Here is an 18,504-nt window from a genome sequence, read left to right as displayed (position 1 = left end):
CCTAGGTGGCGAGCCAGGTGGTGGCGTAGTTGGCCCAGTCGTCGGTGCCGGGCACGCCGTCGCGCACGCCGCCGACGTAGTTCTTGGCCGCGTCGGGACGTTTGGCGAAGCTGTGCAGGATGTAGCCGCCCTCGTTCCAGAGCTCTTCCTGGAGTTCGCGATACAGCGCCGCGCGCCGCCGCGGATCCATGGCGGCGCGGGCCTGCGCGAAGGTGGCGTCCCACTCGGGCCGCCGCCAGCCGGTGCCGTTGCTCGGTGAGCCGCTGGTCATGGTCTGGCCGTAGAAGTAGTCGAGACTGTAGTTCCACCAACCGATATGCGACAGCGGTGCTTTACCGCTGACCTGCGAGAAATAGGTGTCGGCCGGAACCGACTCCAGGTTGATGGTGATGCCCGCGGCCTTGGCCTGCTCGGCGAAGAGCGTGGCCGATTCGAGCATGCCCGGTGTGCCGTCGGCGGTGGGCAGGGTGACAGTCAGATTCTCCTTGCCCGCCGCGCGCAGCAGTTCTCGCGCGCGGTCCGGATCGTAGGAGCGCTGCGGCAGTCCGTCGTGGTAGAACGGCGCTCCCTTGCCGTAGATGTCATTGCCGACCTCGGCGTAGCCGTAGTACACCGCGTCGACCATGGCCTGCCGGTCCACCGCCAGACGCATCGCCTGCCGCACCCGCACATCGTCGAAAGGCGGTGTGTCCACCCGCATCTGGAACGCGCCCATCAGTCCCGCGGGCGGCACCACCACGGTGGTGTCGGGATCGCTGGACAGCGTGCGCGCCTGGAGGTACGAGATCTCGTGCACCACATCGGCTTCCCCGGACAGGAAGGCGTTCACCCGCGCCTCGGTCTCGGCGATCTGGATGATCTCCACCTCGTCGAGCAGGGGACGCCCGTCCCAGTAGCGTTCGTTGCGGCGCAGCAGCGTCCGGTCGCCGGGCGACCAGCGTTCCAGTGCGAACGGACCGGTGCCCACCGGCAGTACGGAGCCGTCGATGACGCCGGTGCCGTCCTTGACGATGTAGCAGTACCAGCCCGCCAGCACCGAACCGAAGTCGGCCAGCGGGGTTTTCATCGCCACCAGCACGTCGAGGTCGCCCTCGGCGCGGCTGCGGGACATGTCGACCGCCGCGAGGTCACCGGAGGACTTCTTGGCCGGATCCAGCATGCGCTCGAAACTCCACAGCACATCCCGCGAGGTCAGCGGCGTGCCATCGCTGAAGACCACCCCGGGGCGCAGCCGGATCCGCCACTGGCTGCCGTCGGCGTTGGGTTCCAGCGACTCCGCGAGTCGGTAGCGCAGGGTCAGGTCGTTGTTGTACGCGACCAGCTTGTCCCACACGTTCTTCGAGACCGCGCCGCCCGCCGAACTACCCGCCTGGTGCGGATCGAGCACATCGGAGGTCGCGGAGCGGCCCGCGATCACCGACCGCAGCCGCCCGCCCGGGCGCGGTGGCCCATCCGGTGCGCCCGCCGGAGCGGTCTCGCTGCCGCAGCCCGTGAGCATGCCGGTGCCGCCCAGCGCGACCGCGCCGAGTGCGCCCATGCCGCCGAGCAGAAAACGCCGGCGACCGAAGCCGGGCCGGGCTGATGTGTAGTTGTTCATTGCCATCCTCGTGGGTGTGATCCCGTACCGCTGGCGCAGGTATCCTGGCTCCCGGATCGACGCTCCCCACCGGCCTTCCAACCTGGGCAGGTCGTGGCCGTACTCGGCGGATCGCTCCTCGGTGACAGTTGCGGGACAGCCCCGGATTCGCACCGGTGTTCCCTGCGTCGGGTCAGACCATACCGTTCGGTCAGTCGGCGTCGGTGCGACGGTGTCCGGCGAAATCCCCGGGCGTCGCGGTTTCCCCACTATGCTCGGCCGCGACACCGACCAGTGGGAGGGGTGAGCACTGGACACCCTGTGGAGCTATATCGTCGACCATCGCCATCAGCTGATGACGGATTCGTATCTGCACGTCTCCGCGGTGGTGCAGGCCATCGCCATCGCCTCGGTGGTGGCGGTGCTGATCGGGGCGCTGGTGCACCGCAGCCCGCTGGGGTCGGCGGCGGCGACCGCCACCGCGAGCATCATCCTGACCATTCCGTCGTTCGCACTGCTCGGGATACTGATTCCCGTTCTGGGCCTTGGGGTTCCGCCCACCATCACCGCGCTGGTGCTGTACGCGCTGCTGCCGATCCTGCGCAACACCATCGTCGGGTTGTCCGCGGTGGATCCGGCGGTGACCGATGCCGCGCGGGGCGTGGGGATGAACCGGCTGCGGGTGCTGACGCGAATCGAACTGCCGCTGGCCTGGCCCGCCATTCTCGCGGGCATGCGGGTCAGCACCCAGATGATCATGGGGATTCTCGCTATCGCCGCCTACGCCAAGGGTCCCGGCCTGGGCAATCTCATCTTCTCGGGACTGGCCCGGCTGGGCACGCCGACGGCGGTGCCGCAGGCGCTCACCGGCACGGTGCTCATCGTGGTCCTGGCCCTGCTGCTCGACGCACTCCTCGTCCTCACCGGGCGACTGACCACTTCCGGGGGTATCCGTGCCTGACACCAGCAGCGTCGAACCGGCCGTCTCCGGGGCCGAGATCGTGCTCGACGCCGTCACCAAACACTATCCGGGCCAGCGTGATCCGGCGGTGGACCGGGTCTCCATGACCATTCCGGCCGGGGAGACGGTGGTGCTGGTGGGGCCGTCGGGCTGTGGCAAGACCACCACCATGCGCATGATCAACCGGCTCATCGAACCCAGTTCGGGCACCATCACCATCGACGGGCGCGACACCGCGGCGGTGAACCCGGACCGGTTGCGGCGCGGCATCGGCTACTCCATCCAGCAGGCCGGACTGTTCCCGCATCTCACGGTGGCGCGGAATGTGGCCACCGTCCCCGGCCTCGTCGGCTGGGATCGCGCCCGCATCGCCGCGCGCGTCGACGAGATGCTCGAGCTGGTGGGGCTCGATCCGGGCACCTTCCGCGATCGCTATCCGCGCCAGCTGTCGGGCGGTCAGCAGCAGCGGGTCGGGGTGGCGCGGGCGCTGGCCGCCGATCCGCCGGTGCTGCTCATGGACGAGCCGTTCGGCGCGGTCGACCCCATCACCCGCGGCCTGCTCCAGGACGAATTGCTGCGGCTGCAAGCCGAATTGCGCAAGACCATCGTCTTCGTCACCCACGACTTCAACGAGGCGGTCAAGCTCGGCGACCGTATCGCGGTGCTGGGCAACCGATCCCGCATCCTGCAGTACGACACCCCGGCCGCGATCCTGGCCGAACCGGCCGACGAGACCGTGGCCGGGTTCGTGGGCGCGGACGCGGCGCTCAAACAGCTCACCCTCACCCGGGTCGCCGACGTCGGGCTGGGCGACTGCCCCACCGTGGTGGAGAGCTCCTCGGTCGACCTGCTGCGCGAGACACTCACCAGGGGTCAGCGCGACTTCGGGCTGATTCTCGACGACCACAGCCGCCCGCTGCGCTGGGTCACCCTCCCCCAGCTCGCGCACGCGACCTCACTGCGGGAGGTGGGAACGCCGGTGGGCGAGGCGGTTTCGCTGCGGTCCACCTTGCAGGAGGCACTGGAGGCGCTGCTCGCCGACAGCACCGCCAATGCCGTCGTCACCGGCCGCCGCGGCGCCTACGCCGGTCTGATCACCATCGACACGCTGGTCGCGCACCTGTCCGCCATCCGGACCGCGCACGCGCGCGCGGACGCGGGAGATTCGGCGTGACCGCGCGGGCCGAGCGGCGCGCCGAACGCATCCGGCTGGTGGCGCAGCCGCTGCTCGCGGTGCTGCTGAGCGCGGGAGTTCTGGTGTGGGCCTTCGCGCGCGACCTCACGGCCACGCAGCGGGCCAGCCTCACCGCCGACAATATCGCCACCGTCACCCGACAGCACGTTCTCATCACCGTCACCGTGGTCGCGATCGTCGTCGTGATCGCGGTACCGCTGGGCACCCTGCTCACCCGCCCCCGATTCCGGCGTCTCACACCGCTGTTCGTCGGTCTGGCGAATATCGGCGCGGCGGCCCCGGCCATCGGCCTCATCGTGCTGTTCTATCTGATCACCCGCACCACCGGCTTCTGGATCGGGGTCGCCCCCATCGTGCTGCTGTCACTGCTGCCGGTGCTGCGCAATACGATCCTGGGCTACGACGAGGTCGATCCGGCGATCGTCGACGCGGGTCGCGGCCAGGGCATGTCGGCGGCGACGGTGCTGCGGCGCATCGAATTCCCGCTCGCCGTGCCCTACATTCTGGCGGGACTGCGCACCTCGCTGGTGCTGGCGGTGGGCACCGCCACCCTGTCGTTCCTGGTGAGCGCGGGCGGGCTGGGCATCCTCATCGATACCGGCTACAAGCTGCGCGACAATGTGACGCTCTGGGTGGGCGCGCTGCTGACGGTGGCGCTCGCCCTGTTCATCGACTGGCTGGGGGCGCTGGCCGAGCGGTTCCTCGGCCCGAGGGGGTTGCGGTGAACGGTCGGATCCGGCGCGGCTGCACGGCCGTGCTGCTCGCCATCGGAATGTTGGCGGCGGCCTGCGGCCTGGAGGCGGGTAGCGCGGTGCCGCTGCGCGTCGAGCCAGGCTCTGTTCAGCCGGTTCCCGCACTGGACGGGGTGGCGATCACGGTCGGCTCCAAGGACTTCACCGAGCAGATCGTGCTCGGGTACCTCATCGAGTTCGCGCTCTCCGCGGCCGGGGCACAGGTGCGCGACCTCACCAATATCGTCGGCTCCAACAGTCTGCGCGCCGCGCAGGAGCGCGGGCAGATCGATATCGCCTACGACTACACCGGGACGGGCTGGATCAACTACCTGGGCAACGAGACCCCGGTGCCGGGGTCCCGGGAGCAGTTCGAGGCGGTGCGGGACGCCGATCTGGCCGCACACGGAATGGTCTGGGCGGCAATGGCTCCCATGAACAATACCTATGCCATCGCGACCAGCGCCCGTACGGCCGAGGAGACCGGGGTGCGGACCCTGTCCGACTACGCGGCGCTGGTCGCCGCCGATCCGGCCGCTGCCGCCACCTGTGTCGGCACCGAATTCAATGTGCGCCAAGACGGCTTCCCGGGCATGACGCGCACCTACGGCATCGACGCCGGTCGGGTGCCGAAGCAGATCGTGCAGGACGCGCTCGTCTATCAGGCCGTCGCCGATGCCCGCCAGTGCCGCTTCGGCTCCGTCGCCGCCACCGACGGCCGTATTCCCGCACTGGATCTGCGGCTGCTCACCGACGATCGCGGATTCTTCCCGAAATACAATGCGGCCCTGGTCATGCGGGAGGATTTCGCCACGGCGCATCCGGAGGTGATCGAGGTGCTGACCCCGATCTCGCGACTGCTCACCAGCGAGACCATCACCGAATTGAACCGGCAGGTGGATGTGGAGGGCCGCGAACCGGCGCAGGTGGCGCGCGAGTGGATGGCGGAGCGGGGATTCGTCACCATCGGGTGAGTCAGGCCGGATCGAACGGCGACCGGTCCATCTCGCATCGGGTGTCCGCCGGAGGCAGTTCGCCGGTGAACAGATACTCCCGCTTCACCCGTTCGGCACAGGTGCTGGGCACGTACATGCTGCTGTGGCCCGTCCCCTCGACCACCACGACGCGGGCGTCGGCCAGTTGCGCGGCTCCCGCGTACGCGCCCGCCAGCGGCGTGGCCGGGTCGAAGCGGCTGTTGAGCACCAGGATCGGGGCGGCGGTCCGGCGGTTCCAGGGGCCGGTGTAGCGGTCGGCGTCCTGTGCCTGCCAGAACGCGCAGGCCATCATGTCGAAGACGCCGATCCGGCCGAAGTAGGGCACCCGCCGGTCCTCGGTGACGGCGGCGCGGCTGTACACCGCGAGATCGGTGGGTACCGTGCTGTCGGCGCACTGGGTTGTGAAGAACGCCTCCGTACGATTGCCGGTGTAGTTCGCCCCGCCGGAGACCGGCGCGATGCCCGGCAGCCCGAACACCGCGTCGAACAGCGACTGCAGCAGTTCGGCCAGCTCGGGATAGGTGGACGGGCGCGAAAGGTCCGACGCCGCATTGACGATGGCGGAGTACGTCCACGTGTACCCGTTCAACTGGATGGGCGCGAAGCGCGCCCGTTCGGCGATCAACCGCCACTTGAGTCCGGGGAACCCTGCGGAGAAGGCGCAGTTCGATCCCGCCTGCGCGCATTGCCGCAGGAAGGCGTCGAAGGTCTCCGCGATACCGGTGGCCACGTCCTGGCGGGCGTCCAGCGGAACGGTGGTCCCCTGGGTCCCGTGGCCGGTGACGCTGCCCTGGAAGTCCATGGAGCCGTCGAACACCAGGGCCCGGACACGTCCGGGGAACATGTTGGCGTAGGTGGCGCCGAGCAGGGTGCCGTAGGAGATGCCGTGGTAGGTCAGTCGCGGCTCACCGACGGCCCGCCGCAGCAGTTCCAGGTCCCGCGCGGTATCGGCGGTCGAGGCGTGGCGCAGTATCGGGCCCGCCGATCGCGCACAGCGCTCGGCGAATTCCCGGTTGTAGGAATAGAATTCGGCCTCGCCCGCCGCATCTCCGGGCATATCCGGGAACGCACCCAGAAATGCCAGCTGCGCATCGGTATTCGGAAAACACCGTGCCGCCGCGCTGCGCGCCACCGCCCGCGGGTCCCACGAGACGATGTCGAAGCGCGCCCGCAGCTCCGCGGAGAACAGCCAGGGCCAGCGAGCCCGTTCCCGCAGTCGATCGACGCCGGACGCGCCGGGACCGCCGAAATTGACGAACAGGGTGCCGATTCGGGCATCCGGATCCGCGGCGGGCAGTTTGATCACGGCCAGTTCGATGCCCTCGTCGCGCGGACGGTGGTAGTCCAGCGGCACCGTCGCGCTCGCGCACTCGAACCCGTCACCGCAGTCGTTCCAGTGCAGCACCGGTGTTTCCGCCGCCTCGGCCAGCTCGTCGACATGGTTGTCGACGGCGTCGGCCGCGGCGGGCACGGGCACCGCACCCAGCCCGGCCAGCACCGCCACGAGGGCGACTAGCCACGGAAATCTGCTGCGCCCCAACCGCGAAACCACACCGAGCCTTCCGAACACCGAACGACACCTGCCCGGACCACCCTGCCACAGCGTGCGCGATGACGGGAATCCCGCTGGCGACCGGTCGAACTCAGGCCAGGGAGAGGAAGAGCTTCTCCATCTTCTTGGTGTCGACGCTGTCCGGGCCGCCGGTGGTCAGGCAGTGCTGGAGGCCGGTGGCCACCAGCGCGTAGCCGCTGCGGCTGAGCGCCTTGTTGACGGCGGCGAGCTGGGTGAGGACGTCCTCACATTCCGCGCCCTCCTCCATCATGCGGATGACGCTGGCCAAATGGCCGTGGGCGCGCTTCATCCGGGTGAGCACGGCCCTGGTGTCCTCGGGCTCTAGTCGCATGGGTCCATCTCCTTCGGCTGATCGGCCGAATCGCGGCCGGACTCGTTCATTGTATATCCCCCCGGGGGGATGTACGCTGGGTCTCGTATCCCCCCGGGGGGATAAGTGAGAGCCGAAAGGAACACCGATGTCACCTGTCACCGAGCACACCTCCCGGCACGGCACCGCGGTGCTGCGCGAACTGTCCCCACAGCACCGTGAGCTGCGCCGCAGCATTCCCGAGGTCTACAAGGGCTTCGGCGAGCTGAGCAAGGCGGCGTTCGCGCCCGGGGCGCTGGACCGCAAGACCAAGGAACTCATCGCCTTCGCCATCGGCGTGGTGGAGGGCTGCGACGGGTGCATCGCTTCGCACGGGCAGGCCGCGGCTCGTGCCGGAGCCACCCGGCAGGAGGCCGCCGAGGCCATCGGCGTCACCTTCCTCATGCACGGCGGCCCCGCCACCATCCACGGCGCCCGCGCCTACGAAGCCTTCTGCGAATTCGCCGACGCGGTCGACAACGGCGACAACCCGGCATGACCCACCACGGAAAGGTAATCCCGCATGTGTAGTCCCGTCCGCTGCCGAACCTGCGGCAAGACCACCTGGTCCGGCTGCGGCCAGCATGTCGCGCAGGTCCGCGCCGCGGTCCCCGCCGACCAGTGGTGCCCCGGCCACCAGACCGATACCGACCGAGGCTGGCTGCGCCGCCTCCGCAACCGATAGCGAGCAGGTGACGAGATGAAGACGAACCCGGAACTGTCGACCACCCTGCGCACCTCCTTCGCCGATGCCGTGGAACGCACCCGAACGGCCCTGTCGCAGCAGGGTTTCGGAGTGCTCACCGAAATCGACGTCCGCGCCACCATGAAGGCCAAACTCGACATCGACATGGAGGACTACCTCATCCTCGGCACGTGCAATCCCCCACTGGCCAACCGCGCCCTCGACGCCGAGCGCCGCATCGGCCTGCTGCTCCCCTGCAATGTCGTGGTCCGCGGCGCCGGACCCGACACCGTGCTGGTGGAGGTAGCGGACCCGCGCATGATGGCGGATCTCGCCGACGCCCCCGCCCTCGAGGACGTGGCCGACGAGGCCACCGACCGGCTGCGCGCCGCCATCACGGCACTCGGCGACTGAGCGTCCGCTCGCCGCCGCACGCATGCGGTGCTCCCCACACTGGGAAGAACCGACAATGGCAGCGAACGAACCGGATCGCGAGACGAGGAGATGCGATGGACAGTGCGGAACGAGTAGACCTGCGCTCACCCACCGATTCGGCGCGCGAGCAGATCGATCAGGTCGTCGGCGCACTCGGCGAGCAACAGGCACGGCTCGCCGACATCCATCAGCGGCTGAACACGCTGCGCTGCACCGCCGAGTCGGCGGACGGCCTGGTGGAGGTCACCGTGGACGCCTCCGGTGTACTCACCGACGTGCGCTTCGGCGCCGCCGCCCGGCGAATCTCCCTGGAACAGCTGGGCACCGCTGTCGCGGCGGCCGGCCGCGAGGCGTCCAAGCGCGCCCAAGCCCGCGCCTGGGAACTGATGGCCTCCTTCTCCTCGGCCACCGGCCAACTGCCCTCCTCCGCCGGAGTGGTTCCCGGCGCACCGGCATAGCCACTGGCGGTGGGAGAGCCGCGGCCCCCACGATCATCGGTCACCTGCCTTACCAATACTGGGAATACCTGCCCGACGCGCACTGCCGTTATCTCGGATGATCATGACGCGGCGTGATGAGTCATGCCGGTTGACTGATGCCGGGCACGGGGAGCGATGGAATGAGTGGGTCGCTCACCCGGCTGGGACAACAGATCATGCAGCGGGTCAGAACGGCACTCCATCTGGAAGCCAATCAGGCGGTAGCCCCGTCGATGCGCGAACGTGCTGGCGAGGTGCGAACGACAGTCTCGAATATCCTGGGAGTCGACCGGGACAATGCGAGGACCATGGAGGGGCAATCGCCCTCCGGATCGCCGCGGAATACCCCGCCTGCCACATCGAACGTCTACCGGCCGAGCCGCGAGGAACTGGAGATGCGCCGTCGCCTGGCGGAGCCGGATCCGGGACGGCGCGTCGAGTCACTGCACGGACCCGACGCCACGTTGGGGAATGATCTCGAGCACGGACACCGCAAGAAGCAGGTCTACCGCGTCGAATCGAGCGATGGCAGCCGCAGCGTGGTGAAACCGTTCGCCGGAGAGATCCGAACGCGGGCCAGCATCCCGACCCAAGGCGGTCAGGGTGCACGCGAGGTCGCGGCGTATCGGGTGAACCACCTGCTCGGCTGGGATCTCGTTCCACCGGCGGGGATCGCCGACAACGCCGCGGATCTGGGTCCCAGCGCGGTGATGAAATTCGTGGAGTCGGACGAAGCGAGCCTGATCGCGGATTACCGCAGAGTGGACCGGCATCGGATGGCGGCACTCGACTACATCATGGGCAATACCGACAGACACGCGGGCAACTACCGGACGGTGGCGGAGCCGGGTCGGAACCGACCCGTGGCTATCGACCATTCGCTGACGTTCCCGGAGTATCCGGATACGCAATTCGGTATACGTTCCGACTTCATATCGCACTACATGAACGAGGATCGAGTCCCGGGCGACGACGGCAAACTGCACCCCGATGTCCTGCGCGACGTCCGCGCGTTGCACCCCGATCAGCTGCAGGCCGCTCTCGGAGATCTCGGTCTGAGCGACGATGCCGTCAGGGGAGCCGTCGATCGCCTGGGCGAGATCCAACGGGACGGTAAGATCACCGGAAGAGAATGGCGGCCAGGCATTATCGTTTAGGAAATCGCAGCCGTATGGACGAACATCTACCTACCCTGGTCGCGATATACGACCTCGGCTCCTGGGATCCCCGGCGCGTGGCCGAGTTTCGTCTGACCGAGACCGGTACTGCGGCACTCACGTTCACTACGCCCGGAGGTTGCGCTCTCGCCGAGCAATGGCATCGTTCCGGTATCGAGGTCCTCGGCACCGGCAACTACGTGCGTCCCGACGACGGACCCGGGTTCATGCGCGCACTGCTGCAGCCCTTCGGCATGAGCTACTACGACATCGTCGACGAATCCGACGGCCAGCGGTAGCACGGCAGGGTACCGATCGAACTCCTCGCCCCCGACACGCCGCTCAGACCGGATGAGATCGACCGGTACGGAAATCTCGGGAGTCGCCACCGCGCGCCGTGATCATCGTCTACGGTGATCCGACAACTCGGGCACCAGCTTCCGGGCACACCCGCTCTGACGCGGTGCCGTACGTTCTCGCGGCCACAAGCCGCTGCGGACCCGGGAGGTGCCCGTCATGGTCGAATTGGACGCGGTCACGCTGACCACGTTCGTCATCTATCTGGTGGCGATGGTGGCGATCGGGGTGTGGGTGTATCGCCGGACGGCGACACTCGCCGATTTCGCCCTCGGCGGCCGAAAACTCAACGCCCCCACCGCCGCCCTGTCGGCGCAGGCCAGCGACATGTCCGGCTGGCTGTTGTTGGGGCTGCCGGGGGCCGTGTACGCGGCCGGGATCGGCGCCACCTGGATCGCCGTCGGGCTGGCGGTGGGCACCTATCTCAACTGGTTGTTCGTCGCGCCGCGCTTGCGCACCTACACCGAGCGGGCCGGTAACGCGGTGAGCCTGTCCTCGTATTTCGAGAGTCGGTTCGAGGACCGCACGCGGCTGTTGCGGGTGGTGTCGGCGCTGGTGATCCTGGTGTTCTTCACCGTGTACGTGGCCAGCGGGCTGGTCGCCGGGGGCGTGCTGTTCGAGGAGGTGTTCGGCGTCGACTCGACGCTGGCCATCACGGTCGCGGTGCTGGTGATCGTCCTGTACGCCTTCCTGGGCGGTTTTCTCGCGGTGAGCTTCACCGATGTGGTGCAGGGCCTGCTGATGTTCTTCGCCCTGGTGCTGGTGCCCATTGTCGCCGTCGCCGGCTTCGGCGGATTCGGCGCGGTACGAGACGCGTTGCGGGACAAGACGCCCGACCTGCTGGATATGGGCGCGGAGGCGAGCTTCGCCGACGGCGTCTGGGGTGACGGCGGTTCGCTCGGATTCGTGGCCATCGTGTCGCTGCTCGCCTGGGGGCTCGGCTATTTCGGCCAGCCGCATATCCTGGCGCGGTTCATGGGCATTCGCAGCGCCGACGACGTGCCCACCGCCCGGCGCATCGGAATGAGCTGGGTCCTCATCACGCTCACCGCCGCGTGTCTGGTCGGCCTGATCGGCGTGGTGGCGCTCGATGAGCCGCTGGACAATCCCGAAACGGTGTTCATCGCCCTCACCCAGCAGGAGTTGGCTCCCTGGATAGCGGGTCTGGTGCTCGCCGCCGTGTTGGCCGCCATCATGTCCACCGCCGACAGCCAGCTCCTGGTCTCCTCCACCGCCCTGACCGAGGACTTCTACCACGCCTTCCTCAACCGCGATGCCTCCGAACGAGTCCTGGTGTGGGTGGGCCGCGCGGCCGTGGTCGCGGTCGCCGTCGTGGCCTATGTGATGGCGCTCAGCGGTGGCGCGGTCCTCGATATCGTCGCCTACGCCTGGGCGGGTTTCGGCGCGGCCTTCGGCCCGGTCATCCTGCTGTCGCTGTACTGGCCGCGCATGACGGCCGCGGGTGCGATGGCTGGCATTCTGGGCGGAGCGATCACCGTCGTGGTCTGGCGCCAGGTCGACGCCCTGGCCGACACCGGTTGGTACGAGATCGTGCCGGGCTGGATCGTCGCCACCGCCGCCGCCCTCCTCTGCGGCCGCTTCATAGGCAGTCCGCCGGAACGCGCCTGGGAGGGCACGACCGGCGAGCCCGCCCCCGCCCGCTAGGCCGTCCACACGGCCTCGACCGGCGGAAATCCGTGCGGCACCGGGCAATCCGGCTACCGCAGCAGTGTCACATCGGAATCAGGCCGGGTCACATGATGGATCGTGCGCACGGAACAGTCGCTCGACCATGGCGTGGAACTGCCGCCGCTCCTCCGGGGTGAACGGAGCCAGGAAGTCGGCCTGCGCGGTGGCGAGTTCGGCCACCGCCTGCTCCAGGGTGCGCCCCCCCGTCTCGGTCACCGCCACCAGGAAGCGCCTGCGGTCGTGTTCGTCGCGTTCCCGACGCGCGTAACCGATCGATTCGAGCCGGTCGAGCACACCGACCATGGTGGTGCGGTCCAGTCCGGCGGCCTCGGCCAACTCCCGCTGCGACATCGACCGCGCGGCGGCGAAGCCGAGCACACGCAGGTCTCGGGCGCTCAGATGCCATTGCCCCAACAGCGTTTCGGTGAGCTCGCGCAGGAACTCGCCGAGTCGCAGCATGAGATAGCCGGTCGACGAGGTGACCAGTTCCGTGGGGGATTGCGAGCTCATGCGCATACCTTACGCCGCCCTTGTCAGCCTCCTGATAGTCGCCTAGCCTGATTATCAGCACTACTGACGAATTGGAGACGGTTGTGGCCGAGAGATCGAACAGCGAATCCACACTGCGGGTGTTGCTGATGACGATGGGGGTGATCACCGCCACCCCCGCCATCGCACTGGTCGACGCATACGCCTTGGAATGGACCTACCGGGTCACCGATCCCGATCCCATGACCCTCGCGCTGCTGCAACACCGCGGCATGCTGCAACTCCTGCTGGGCGCGGCCCTGGTGTGGGCCGCCTTCCACCCTTCCGCCCGGTTCGCCGCGGCCATCGCCGCGATCGTCGGCAAATCGACCTTCCTGCTGCTGATCCTGCCGAACCCGACCATCCGCGGCGATCTCGCACCGTTCAGCATCGTGTTCGACCTGCTGTGCATCGCCGCACTCACCGGTGTGGCGATCCGGTACGCCCGCCCCCGACGCACGATCGGCGCGCTCGCCTGATGGGCGGCATGCTGCTGATCGCGGGCCGCCTGGCCGCCGTCACCGTCAGCCTCCCGACCTTTCTCTATCTCTTCCTGCGGAATCGATTCCACGCGGACAACCTGTTTCTTTTGCCCGATCTGGTGCTGTGCGTATGGCTGACCACCGCCGCGCTGCTGCCCCACCGACATGCAGTCCCGGCACTCGGCTTCGGTTTCGCGTTCGCCGCCGGGGTGATCGGGACGGCCGTGTCCTCCTACCTCACCCGCGGCGCGTTCAATGTGTTCACCGCCCTGATCGCGGCGCTATGTGTCGCCATGGGGCTGGCGTTCGCCTGGCACCGCCGGGACCGGCGGGGTACTCCCCCGCGCGCTACGGCCCGGGCGGTCCCCGCAGGCTCGTGAGGGCGACCGGGTCAGAGGTCCACGCCCAGGATCGGTCCGGCGAGAGTGAACATGGCCAGGGTGATCAAGACCATGCCGATCACGTTGAGACCGATTCCGGCCCTGATCATCTGGCCGATGCGGATATGTCCCGAACCGAAGACCACGGCGTTGGGCGGGGTGGCCACCGGCAGCATGAAGGCCGATGTCGCGGCCAGGGCCACGGGGACCGCGAGCAGCATCGGGTCCAGGCCGAGGCCGCCCGCCACGCCGATGATGATCGGGAGGAAGGTGGCGGTGGTGGCGGTGTTGCTGGTCAACTCGGTGAGCAGCAGCACCAGGCCGGTGACCACGGCGACCAGCAGCAGAATCGGAATGCCGCCGAGCCCGGACACCTGATCGCCGATCCAGGTGCCCAATCCGGTCACCCGGATCTGATTGGCCAGCGACAGCCCGCCGCCGAAGAGCAGCAGAATGCCCCAGGGGATGCCCTTGGCCGTCTCCCAGTCCAGCAGACGTTCGCCGCGGCCGACCGGAACGATGAACAGGGCGATGGCCATGACGATGGCGATCACCTCGTCACCGATGCGGGTCAGGAACGGCAAGGCGTCGCGCAGTGCGTCGATTCCATTGGAGCCGAACAATGTCGGGATGAGGATCCAAGCCAGCGCGGTGGTCACGAACACCACCAGCACCGTGATCTCCCCGCGCGACATCGGCCCCAGCTCGCGGTACTGCTCGTCGATGGCCGCACGACCGCCGGGTATTTCGGACATGCGCGGCGGAAATACCAAGCGGGTCAATACGATCCAGGCCAGCGCCAGGAACACCGCGGCGATCGGCACCCCGAACAGCATCCACTGGCCGAACGAGATGGCTATGCCCTCCTCGGCCAAATTCGACACCAGCAGACCGTTGGGCGGGGTGCCGATGATCGTCCCCAGCGAGCCGATCGACGCCGCGTAGGCGATACCGAGCATGAGCGCCGCGGCGAAGTTGGGATCGCCGTCCCCGTCGCCCAGCCGAGTGGTCAGCACGATCACCGACAGTCCGATGGGCAGCATCATAACGGCGGTCGCGGTATTGCTCACCCACATCGATAAGAAGGCCGTGGCAAGCATGAACCCCGCGATGAGCCATACCGGCCGGGTGCCCACCGCACGGATGGTCCGCAAGGCGATGCGGCGGTGCAGTCCCCATTTCTGCATGGCCGCCGCCAGCAGGAAGCCGCCCAGGAACAGAAAGATGATCTTGTCGGCGTAGGGGGCGGCGGCGCCGAGCACATCACCGGTGGTCGCGTCGTCCCCGACGGCATCGAGCCCCCGCGTTCCCATCGGTGCGACATTCAGCAGCGGGAACGCCACCAGCGGCACCAGCGCCGTAGCGGGCAGCGGCAATGCCTCGGTCATCCACCACACGGCCATGAGCACGGCCACCGCCGCGGTCGACCGGGCGGGCGTACCGAGCGAATCGGGAAGTATCCAGTACACGATCACGGCCAGGATCACGCCGAGGCCGAGGCCGATCCAACGTCGCGAGACCGCGCCGCTGGAATCGTCCACGACGACCGCGGAATCAGTGGAATGTGACATAGCCCACCTCTCAACGCGCTGTGTCCGTGACGGTACCGGGCGGTCCGGCCCCGTACGTGCGAAACGCGTTGGTCGCCCGGTCAGCGAATGGCTAGCGCGATGAGCTGGGTGACCTGTTCGGCGCTGAAGTTGTTGTCGCTCACCAGGATCAGGGTGCGCTCACCGGTGACGAGACGCGGCCCCCAGGTCATGCCCTCGATATTGTCGACATGGGACAGGCCGAGCTCGTCCAGGTCGGCGACCAGCCGTTTGGCGGCCGGGCGGGCGTCGGTCACGCTGGTGCCGTGCACGTCGGTGGCGGCGGTCAGATCGGCTTCGTAGAGACGGATCTTGGTGCCGACGCCCGGGACGAAGCCGCGTTCCAGGACGAGCAGCGTCGACGGGTTCAGGGCGTCGGCGGCGAGGACGGAGACGATGCCGTTGTCGCCGCGGCCCGGTTCGGGGCGCGACGCGGCGAAGACCGGCTCGGTCGGATACAGGTACTGGGCCAGCACCGGACCGAATCGAGCCTGCACGGTCAGGCGGTTGAGCGATCCGCCGCCGGTGGTGGGTCCGGGACCGTCCTCGAGCAGCGGGCCCTCGAGCGCGGTCACGAACAGGGTGCCGCCCGCGGCGAAGGTCGCGGCCTCCAAGGCGGCATTGCGGCGCGGACCCGTGTCCGGGCGCATTCGTTCGTTGTCGGGTATCGGGAGACCCCTGGCGTAGGTGCCGTCCGGGCGGGCGATCCGCACCGACGGGTCGATCAGCACCCCGTCCGCGCGCTCCCCCTCCTGGGTCCAGAAGTAGTCGCCGGTCCACGGATCGACCCGAATCTCCTCGGGGTCGACGGATTTCGCCGGATACTCGGCACCGGCGGGATCGAGCAGCGGGTGGGTGCCGGTGAAGGTGACCGGCCCGACCCCGTGGCCGTCCACCGTGAAGCGCGCGGTATAGAACCGCGCCGGATCGCGTTCCGACCGATCATCGCTGATCAGCACGTAATCGCCGGTACTCGCGCGATAGTCGATTCCCGACAGCCCACCGAGCACCGTCCCCCGCACATCGAGATCGTGGGCGATCACCCGCTCCCCCAGCAACCGCACCCCCGGTTGCGCGTGCGCCGTGGGCGCCCCCAACACCCCCGCGACCGCCACCGCCAGTGCTACCTGCCCAGCCCTACGCCATCCATGCGCCACAGGCCACCACGCTAGCGGCGGGCCGGGACCGACAGGTGAACGGCCGGGAACCATCCGATGCCCGGTACACGCGTCACGCGCGGTGGTAGGCGGGCGGCAGCGGGTAGCCGCGTTCGGTTACGCCGGACCGCCGATACGACGCGCACCCGAGCATTCTCACCGACGGCGAGTCCGCGCCGACCGAGAATCCGTGGCGTGGTTCCCGCCAGCGGTTCTCGCCCGGACCCTGCCGGATCACTCATTCGTGGTGGTCCGGCAGTCGGCCTCGAGGGTCGATCATGCCGGGCGGTAGGTGTTGATGACGATGCCGCTGCCGGTGCGTGTGGTGTCGACGAGGTCGAGGCGGTGCAGTAGCCCGTTGTCGGTGAACAAGCGGGCCCCCTTGCCCGCGACCACCGGGTAGATCATGAGTTCCAGTTCGTCGAGCAGATCGGCCTCGAGCAGGCGGCGGACCAGGGTGGGGCTGCCCGCGGTGCCGATGGTGTTGCCCGGCTGCCGTTTCAACTCGGCGAGGGTGGTAGCCAGGTCGGCGCCGCGCAGCAGGGTGGCGTTGGTCCAGCCGACCTCGTCGAGGGTGTCGGATACGACGTACTTCCGGACGCTGTTGATATGTCCGGCGAAGGGCTCGTCGGTGGAGGTGGGCCAGTAGTCGACCCACTCCGTATAGGTGTTGCGGCCCAACAGCATGGTGTCGGTGGCGGCGAGCACCGTTCCCATATGCGCGCCGAAATCCTCGTCGAACAGATCGAACGACCATTGATCGGGTGATTCCACGACGCCGTCCACGGTGATGAACAAGCCGCCCACTACTTTGCGCATTGCACTGTCCCAACGTTCTCGATCCGGTCCCGGATGGACCGAACTCCTGACAGATCGAAGGTAAAACCGCTGCTCGGCCTGCTGTCAGACCACAATGCGCCGTGCGCGGGACAGAACGCGCCAACCGCTTTATCGTGAGCAAGTGATCGCAGGAACGGTGCCGCCGCACATGCTGCGCCTGATCCTCGCCGCGGCGCTCGAGGCCGGGGTGAAGGACTCCGATCTCGTACGAGTGCGCGGGATGGCGGCCATTCACGAGGACGGCGTCCGACTGTCTTCCGCCATGGCGCTGGATATCTGGCAGATCGCCGGAGACGAGATGGAGGCATGGGGCGGCGGCGCGCGGATCGCGACCCTGTGGCAGCCCGGACTGCTCAGTTCATGGGACTACCTGTTCCGCACCGCCCCCACCCTGACCGGTGGTCTCACCGCCGGGGCGAACCTGCTCGCGGCGGTCCGCGACCCGCTGGAGAGCGCGGAGGTCACCATGGACGCCGCGGGCGCGGCCACCGTCGTCTACCGCACGCCCTACGCCGACCTGTCGTGTGGCTCGATGATCAACGAACTGGCGATGGGCCTCATTCTGCGCGAGGCACGCGCCGCCGCGGGTCGGCACCTCCGCCCGGAGCGGGTGACGTTCACGACCGCGCCGCCGCCGCACCACCGGCATCTGGTGGAACTCTTCGGCACCGACGACATGCACTTCGGTGCGGAGCACACCACCATCACCTTCACCGAAGCCGATGCGGCACAGCCCCTTCCGGAGGCCGATCCGGTACTGGCCGCGATCATGCGGTCCTACACCGAGACCACCATCACCTCCGCCCGCCCGATGCTGGGCTGGCTGGACCAGTTGCACACCGCGATCCGCGAAGCGCTGCAACAGGGTTCGGCGCCAACCCTCCGCGCCGTCGCACACCGCATGGCGACCAGCCCCCGTACCCTTCAGCGCCGCCTGCGCGAGGAGGACACCACCTGGCGCACCGAACTGGAACGCGTCCGCCACACCGAATCCGCACGCCTGCTGCGGGAGTCGTCACTCGGTGTCGAGTCCATCGCCACCCGGGTCGGCTACGCCGACGTGCGCGCCCTGCGCCGCGCCTTCCACCGCCTCCACGGCGTCGCGCCCAGCGAATACCGCAGGCGCACCGCACGCTGAGTTCACCGTCGCGTCTCCGTGCCGTCGCGACAGCTTCGCCGCACGGCAAAACTACCGGTCAGACCCGCGAGCGGCGTTGTGTGGACCGGATCACCACGGCCCTCGTCCGGGTGGTAGCCAGGCGGACCTCTTGGTAGGTTTCGGCGTGTTCGCGCAGCGCGGCGCATGACTTCCAGCCCTCATCCGCGGAACGTCCCCACATCCATGT

21 protein-coding genes and 1 riboswitch are annotated in these 18,504 nt (G+C 68.5%); of the genes, 14 read left to right on the top strand and 7 right to left on the bottom strand.

Annotated features, from left to right (window positions below):
* Position 1: 1 nt before the first annotated feature.
* Positions 2 to 1,597, bottom strand: coding sequence for an ABC transporter substrate-binding protein (locus tag ON31_RS33985; protein ID WP_039819299.1), 1,596 nt, complete (start codon positions 1,595 to 1,597; stop codon positions 2 to 4).
* A gap of 37 nt (positions 1,598 to 1,634) precedes the next feature.
* Positions 1,635 to 1,761, bottom strand: a riboswitch (cobalamin riboswitch).
* Positions 1,762 to 1,931: 170 nt separating this feature from the next.
* Between ON31_RS33985 and ON31_RS33980 the strand changes: the two genes are divergently transcribed.
* From ON31_RS33980 to ON31_RS33965, 4 genes are read left to right on the top strand one after another with little or no spacing between them, the layout of a single operon-like run.
* On the top strand, positions 1,932 to 2,537 hold the full coding sequence (locus ON31_RS33980; RefSeq protein WP_370450470.1) for an ABC transporter permease: 606 nt from the start codon (positions 1,932 to 1,934) through the stop codon (positions 2,535 to 2,537).
* Positions 2,530 to 3,711, top strand: a complete 1,182-nt coding sequence (locus ON31_RS33975) for an ABC transporter ATP-binding protein (protein WP_039819298.1) — start codon at positions 2,530 to 2,532, stop codon at positions 3,709 to 3,711. Before ON31_RS33980 ends, ON31_RS33975 begins: the two co-directional genes overlap by 8 nt.
* Positions 3,708 to 4,457 carry an ABC transporter permease gene (locus tag ON31_RS33970; RefSeq protein ID WP_029931976.1) on the top strand — a complete coding sequence of 250 codons (750 nt, stop codon included), beginning with the start codon at positions 3,708 to 3,710 and terminating at the stop codon, positions 4,455 to 4,457. The genes ON31_RS33975 and ON31_RS33970 overlap by 4 nt, the downstream gene beginning before the upstream one ends.
* A gap of 47 nt (positions 4,458 to 4,504) precedes the next feature.
* A complete protein-coding gene (locus ON31_RS33965; protein WP_051038304.1) occupies positions 4,505 to 5,437 on the top strand; it encodes a glycine betaine ABC transporter substrate-binding protein in 933 nt (310 codons plus the stop codon).
* 1 nt (position 5,438) lies between these two features.
* Here the strand turns inward: ON31_RS33965 and ON31_RS33960 are convergent, their stop codons facing one another.
* Complete coding sequence (locus ON31_RS33960; RefSeq protein ID WP_039819297.1) at positions 5,439 to 6,962, bottom strand: alpha/beta hydrolase; 1,524 nt, start codon at positions 6,960 to 6,962, stop codon at positions 5,439 to 5,441.
* Positions 6,963 to 7,101: 139 nt separating this feature from the next.
* Entirely contained in the window at positions 7,102 to 7,362 is a 261-nt protein-coding gene (locus ON31_RS33955; protein ID WP_029931973.1) for a metal-sensitive transcriptional regulator, read from the bottom strand.
* A gap of 127 nt (positions 7,363 to 7,489) precedes the next feature.
* Between ON31_RS33955 and ON31_RS33950 the strand changes: the two genes are divergently transcribed.
* From ON31_RS33950 to putP, 7 genes are all read left to right on the top strand, one after another.
* Positions 7,490 to 7,879 (top strand): carboxymuconolactone decarboxylase family protein, encoded by a 390-nt coding sequence (locus ON31_RS33950; RefSeq protein WP_039819296.1) that lies wholly within the window; start codon positions 7,490 to 7,492, stop codon positions 7,877 to 7,879.
* Between the two features lie 24 nt (positions 7,880 to 7,903).
* A complete protein-coding gene (locus ON31_RS37405; protein WP_169335067.1) occupies positions 7,904 to 8,065 on the top strand; it encodes a DUF8730 family Cys-rich protein in 162 nt (53 codons plus the stop codon).
* Between the two features lie 15 nt (positions 8,066 to 8,080).
* The gene (locus ON31_RS33945; protein WP_039819295.1) at positions 8,081 to 8,479 is read left to right on the top strand and encodes a DUF302 domain-containing protein; all 399 of its coding nucleotides are present in this window, start codon (positions 8,081 to 8,083) and stop codon (positions 8,477 to 8,479) included.
* Positions 8,480 to 8,574: 95 nt separating this feature from the next.
* Positions 8,575 to 8,958, top strand: a complete 384-nt coding sequence (locus ON31_RS35170; RefSeq protein ID WP_051038275.1) for a YbaB/EbfC family nucleoid-associated protein — start codon at positions 8,575 to 8,577, stop codon at positions 8,956 to 8,958.
* A 416-nt stretch (positions 8,959 to 9,374) separates the two neighbouring features.
* Positions 9,375 to 10,136, top strand: coding sequence for a protein kinase family protein (locus ON31_RS35165; RefSeq protein WP_157533844.1), 762 nt, complete (start codon positions 9,375 to 9,377; stop codon positions 10,134 to 10,136).
* 14 nt (positions 10,137 to 10,150) lie between these two features.
* Complete coding sequence (locus tag ON31_RS33930; protein ID WP_039819294.1) at positions 10,151 to 10,435, top strand: hypothetical protein; 285 nt, start codon at positions 10,151 to 10,153, stop codon at positions 10,433 to 10,435.
* A gap of 217 nt (positions 10,436 to 10,652) precedes the next feature.
* Complete coding sequence (putP, locus tag ON31_RS33925) at positions 10,653 to 12,158, top strand: sodium/proline symporter PutP (RefSeq protein ID WP_039819426.1); 1,506 nt, start codon at positions 10,653 to 10,655, stop codon at positions 12,156 to 12,158.
* A 78-nt stretch (positions 12,159 to 12,236) separates the two neighbouring features.
* Here putP and ON31_RS35160 read toward each other — a convergent pair whose 3' ends face one another.
* Positions 12,237 to 12,692: a MarR family winged helix-turn-helix transcriptional regulator gene (locus ON31_RS35160; RefSeq protein ID WP_157533843.1), complete on the bottom strand. Its 456-nt coding sequence runs from the start codon at positions 12,690 to 12,692 to the stop codon at positions 12,237 to 12,239.
* 83 nt (positions 12,693 to 12,775) lie between these two features.
* Here ON31_RS35160 and ON31_RS33915 point away from each other — a divergent pair, with 83 nt between their 5' ends.
* Positions 12,776 to 13,189 carry a hypothetical protein gene (locus tag ON31_RS33915; protein ID WP_255222372.1) on the top strand — a complete coding sequence of 138 codons (414 nt, stop codon included), beginning with the start codon at positions 12,776 to 12,778 and terminating at the stop codon, positions 13,187 to 13,189.
* On the top strand, positions 13,189 to 13,572 hold the full coding sequence (locus ON31_RS33910; RefSeq protein WP_039819292.1) for a hypothetical protein: 384 nt from the start codon (positions 13,189 to 13,191) through the stop codon (positions 13,570 to 13,572). Before ON31_RS33915 ends, ON31_RS33910 begins: the two co-directional genes overlap by 1 nt.
* Before the next feature lie 11 nt (positions 13,573 to 13,583).
* Here ON31_RS33910 and ON31_RS33905 read toward each other — a convergent pair whose 3' ends face one another.
* From ON31_RS33905 to ON31_RS33895, 3 genes are all read right to left on the bottom strand, one after another.
* Positions 13,584 to 15,143: an SLC13 family permease gene (locus ON31_RS33905; RefSeq protein WP_051038272.1), complete on the bottom strand. Its 1,560-nt coding sequence runs from the start codon at positions 15,141 to 15,143 to the stop codon at positions 13,584 to 13,586.
* An 80-nt stretch (positions 15,144 to 15,223) separates the two neighbouring features.
* Positions 15,224 to 16,318, bottom strand: coding sequence for an esterase-like activity of phytase family protein (locus ON31_RS33900; RefSeq protein WP_255222371.1), 1,095 nt, complete (start codon positions 16,316 to 16,318; stop codon positions 15,224 to 15,226).
* Between the two features lie 276 nt (positions 16,319 to 16,594).
* A complete protein-coding gene (locus tag ON31_RS33895) occupies positions 16,595 to 17,137 on the bottom strand; it encodes a dihydrofolate reductase family protein (RefSeq protein WP_039819291.1) in 543 nt (180 codons plus the stop codon).
* A gap of 142 nt (positions 17,138 to 17,279) precedes the next feature.
* On the opposite strand from ON31_RS33895, the gene ON31_RS33890 reads away from it, so the two are divergent.
* A complete protein-coding gene (locus ON31_RS33890; protein WP_169335066.1) occupies positions 17,280 to 18,296 on the top strand; it encodes an AraC family transcriptional regulator in 1,017 nt (338 codons plus the stop codon).
* Positions 18,297 to 18,504: the final 208 nt, after the last annotated feature.

Origin of the sequence: Nocardia otitidiscaviarum NBRC 14405 (assembly GCF_000308635.1) — a bacterium.
Lineage (GTDB): Bacteria > Actinomycetota > Actinomycetes > Mycobacteriales > Mycobacteriaceae > Nocardia > Nocardia otitidiscaviarum.
The sequence above is the reverse complement of the archived record's forward strand: the minus strand, read 5'-3'. Positions and strand labels throughout refer to the sequence as shown.

Bases quoted from the DNA above. Each gene is read 5' to 3' on its own strand.
- ON31_RS33985 (WP_039819299.1), bottom strand. From the start codon at position 1,597: ATGAACAACTACACATCAGCCCGGCCCGGCTTCGGTCGCCGGCGTTTT.
- ON31_RS33980 (WP_370450470.1), top strand. From the start codon at position 1,932: ATGACGGATTCGTATCTGCACGTCTCCGCGGTGGTGCAGGCCATCGCC.
- ON31_RS33965 (WP_051038304.1), top strand. From the start codon at position 4,505: ATGTTGGCGGCGGCCTGCGGCCTGGAGGCGGGTAGCGCGGTGCCGCTG.
- ON31_RS33955 (WP_029931973.1), bottom strand. From the start codon at position 7,362: ATGCGACTAGAGCCCGAGGACACCAGGGCCGTGCTCACCCGGATGAAG.
- ON31_RS33950 (WP_039819296.1), top strand. From the start codon at position 7,490: ATGTCACCTGTCACCGAGCACACCTCCCGGCACGGCACCGCGGTGCTG.
- ON31_RS37405 (WP_169335067.1), top strand. From the start codon at position 7,904: ATGTGTAGTCCCGTCCGCTGCCGAACCTGCGGCAAGACCACCTGGTCC.
- ON31_RS33945 (WP_039819295.1), top strand. From the start codon at position 8,081: ATGAAGACGAACCCGGAACTGTCGACCACCCTGCGCACCTCCTTCGCC.
- ON31_RS35170 (WP_051038275.1), top strand. From the start codon at position 8,575: ATGGACAGTGCGGAACGAGTAGACCTGCGCTCACCCACCGATTCGGCG.
- ON31_RS35165 (WP_157533844.1), top strand. From the start codon at position 9,375: ATGCGCCGTCGCCTGGCGGAGCCGGATCCGGGACGGCGCGTCGAGTCA.
- ON31_RS33930 (WP_039819294.1), top strand. From the start codon at position 10,151: ATGGACGAACATCTACCTACCCTGGTCGCGATATACGACCTCGGCTCC.
- putP (WP_039819426.1), top strand. From the start codon at position 10,653: ATGGTCGAATTGGACGCGGTCACGCTGACCACGTTCGTCATCTATCTG.
- ON31_RS35160 (WP_157533843.1), bottom strand. From the start codon at position 12,692: ATGAGCTCGCAATCCCCCACGGAACTGGTCACCTCGTCGACCGGCTAT.
- ON31_RS33910 (WP_039819292.1), top strand. From the start codon at position 13,189: ATGGGCGGCATGCTGCTGATCGCGGGCCGCCTGGCCGCCGTCACCGTC.
- ON31_RS33905 (WP_051038272.1), bottom strand. From the start codon at position 15,143: ATGTCACATTCCACTGATTCCGCGGTCGTCGTGGACGATTCCAGCGGC.
- ON31_RS33895 (WP_039819291.1), bottom strand. From the start codon at position 17,137: ATGCGCAAAGTAGTGGGCGGCTTGTTCATCACCGTGGACGGCGTCGTG.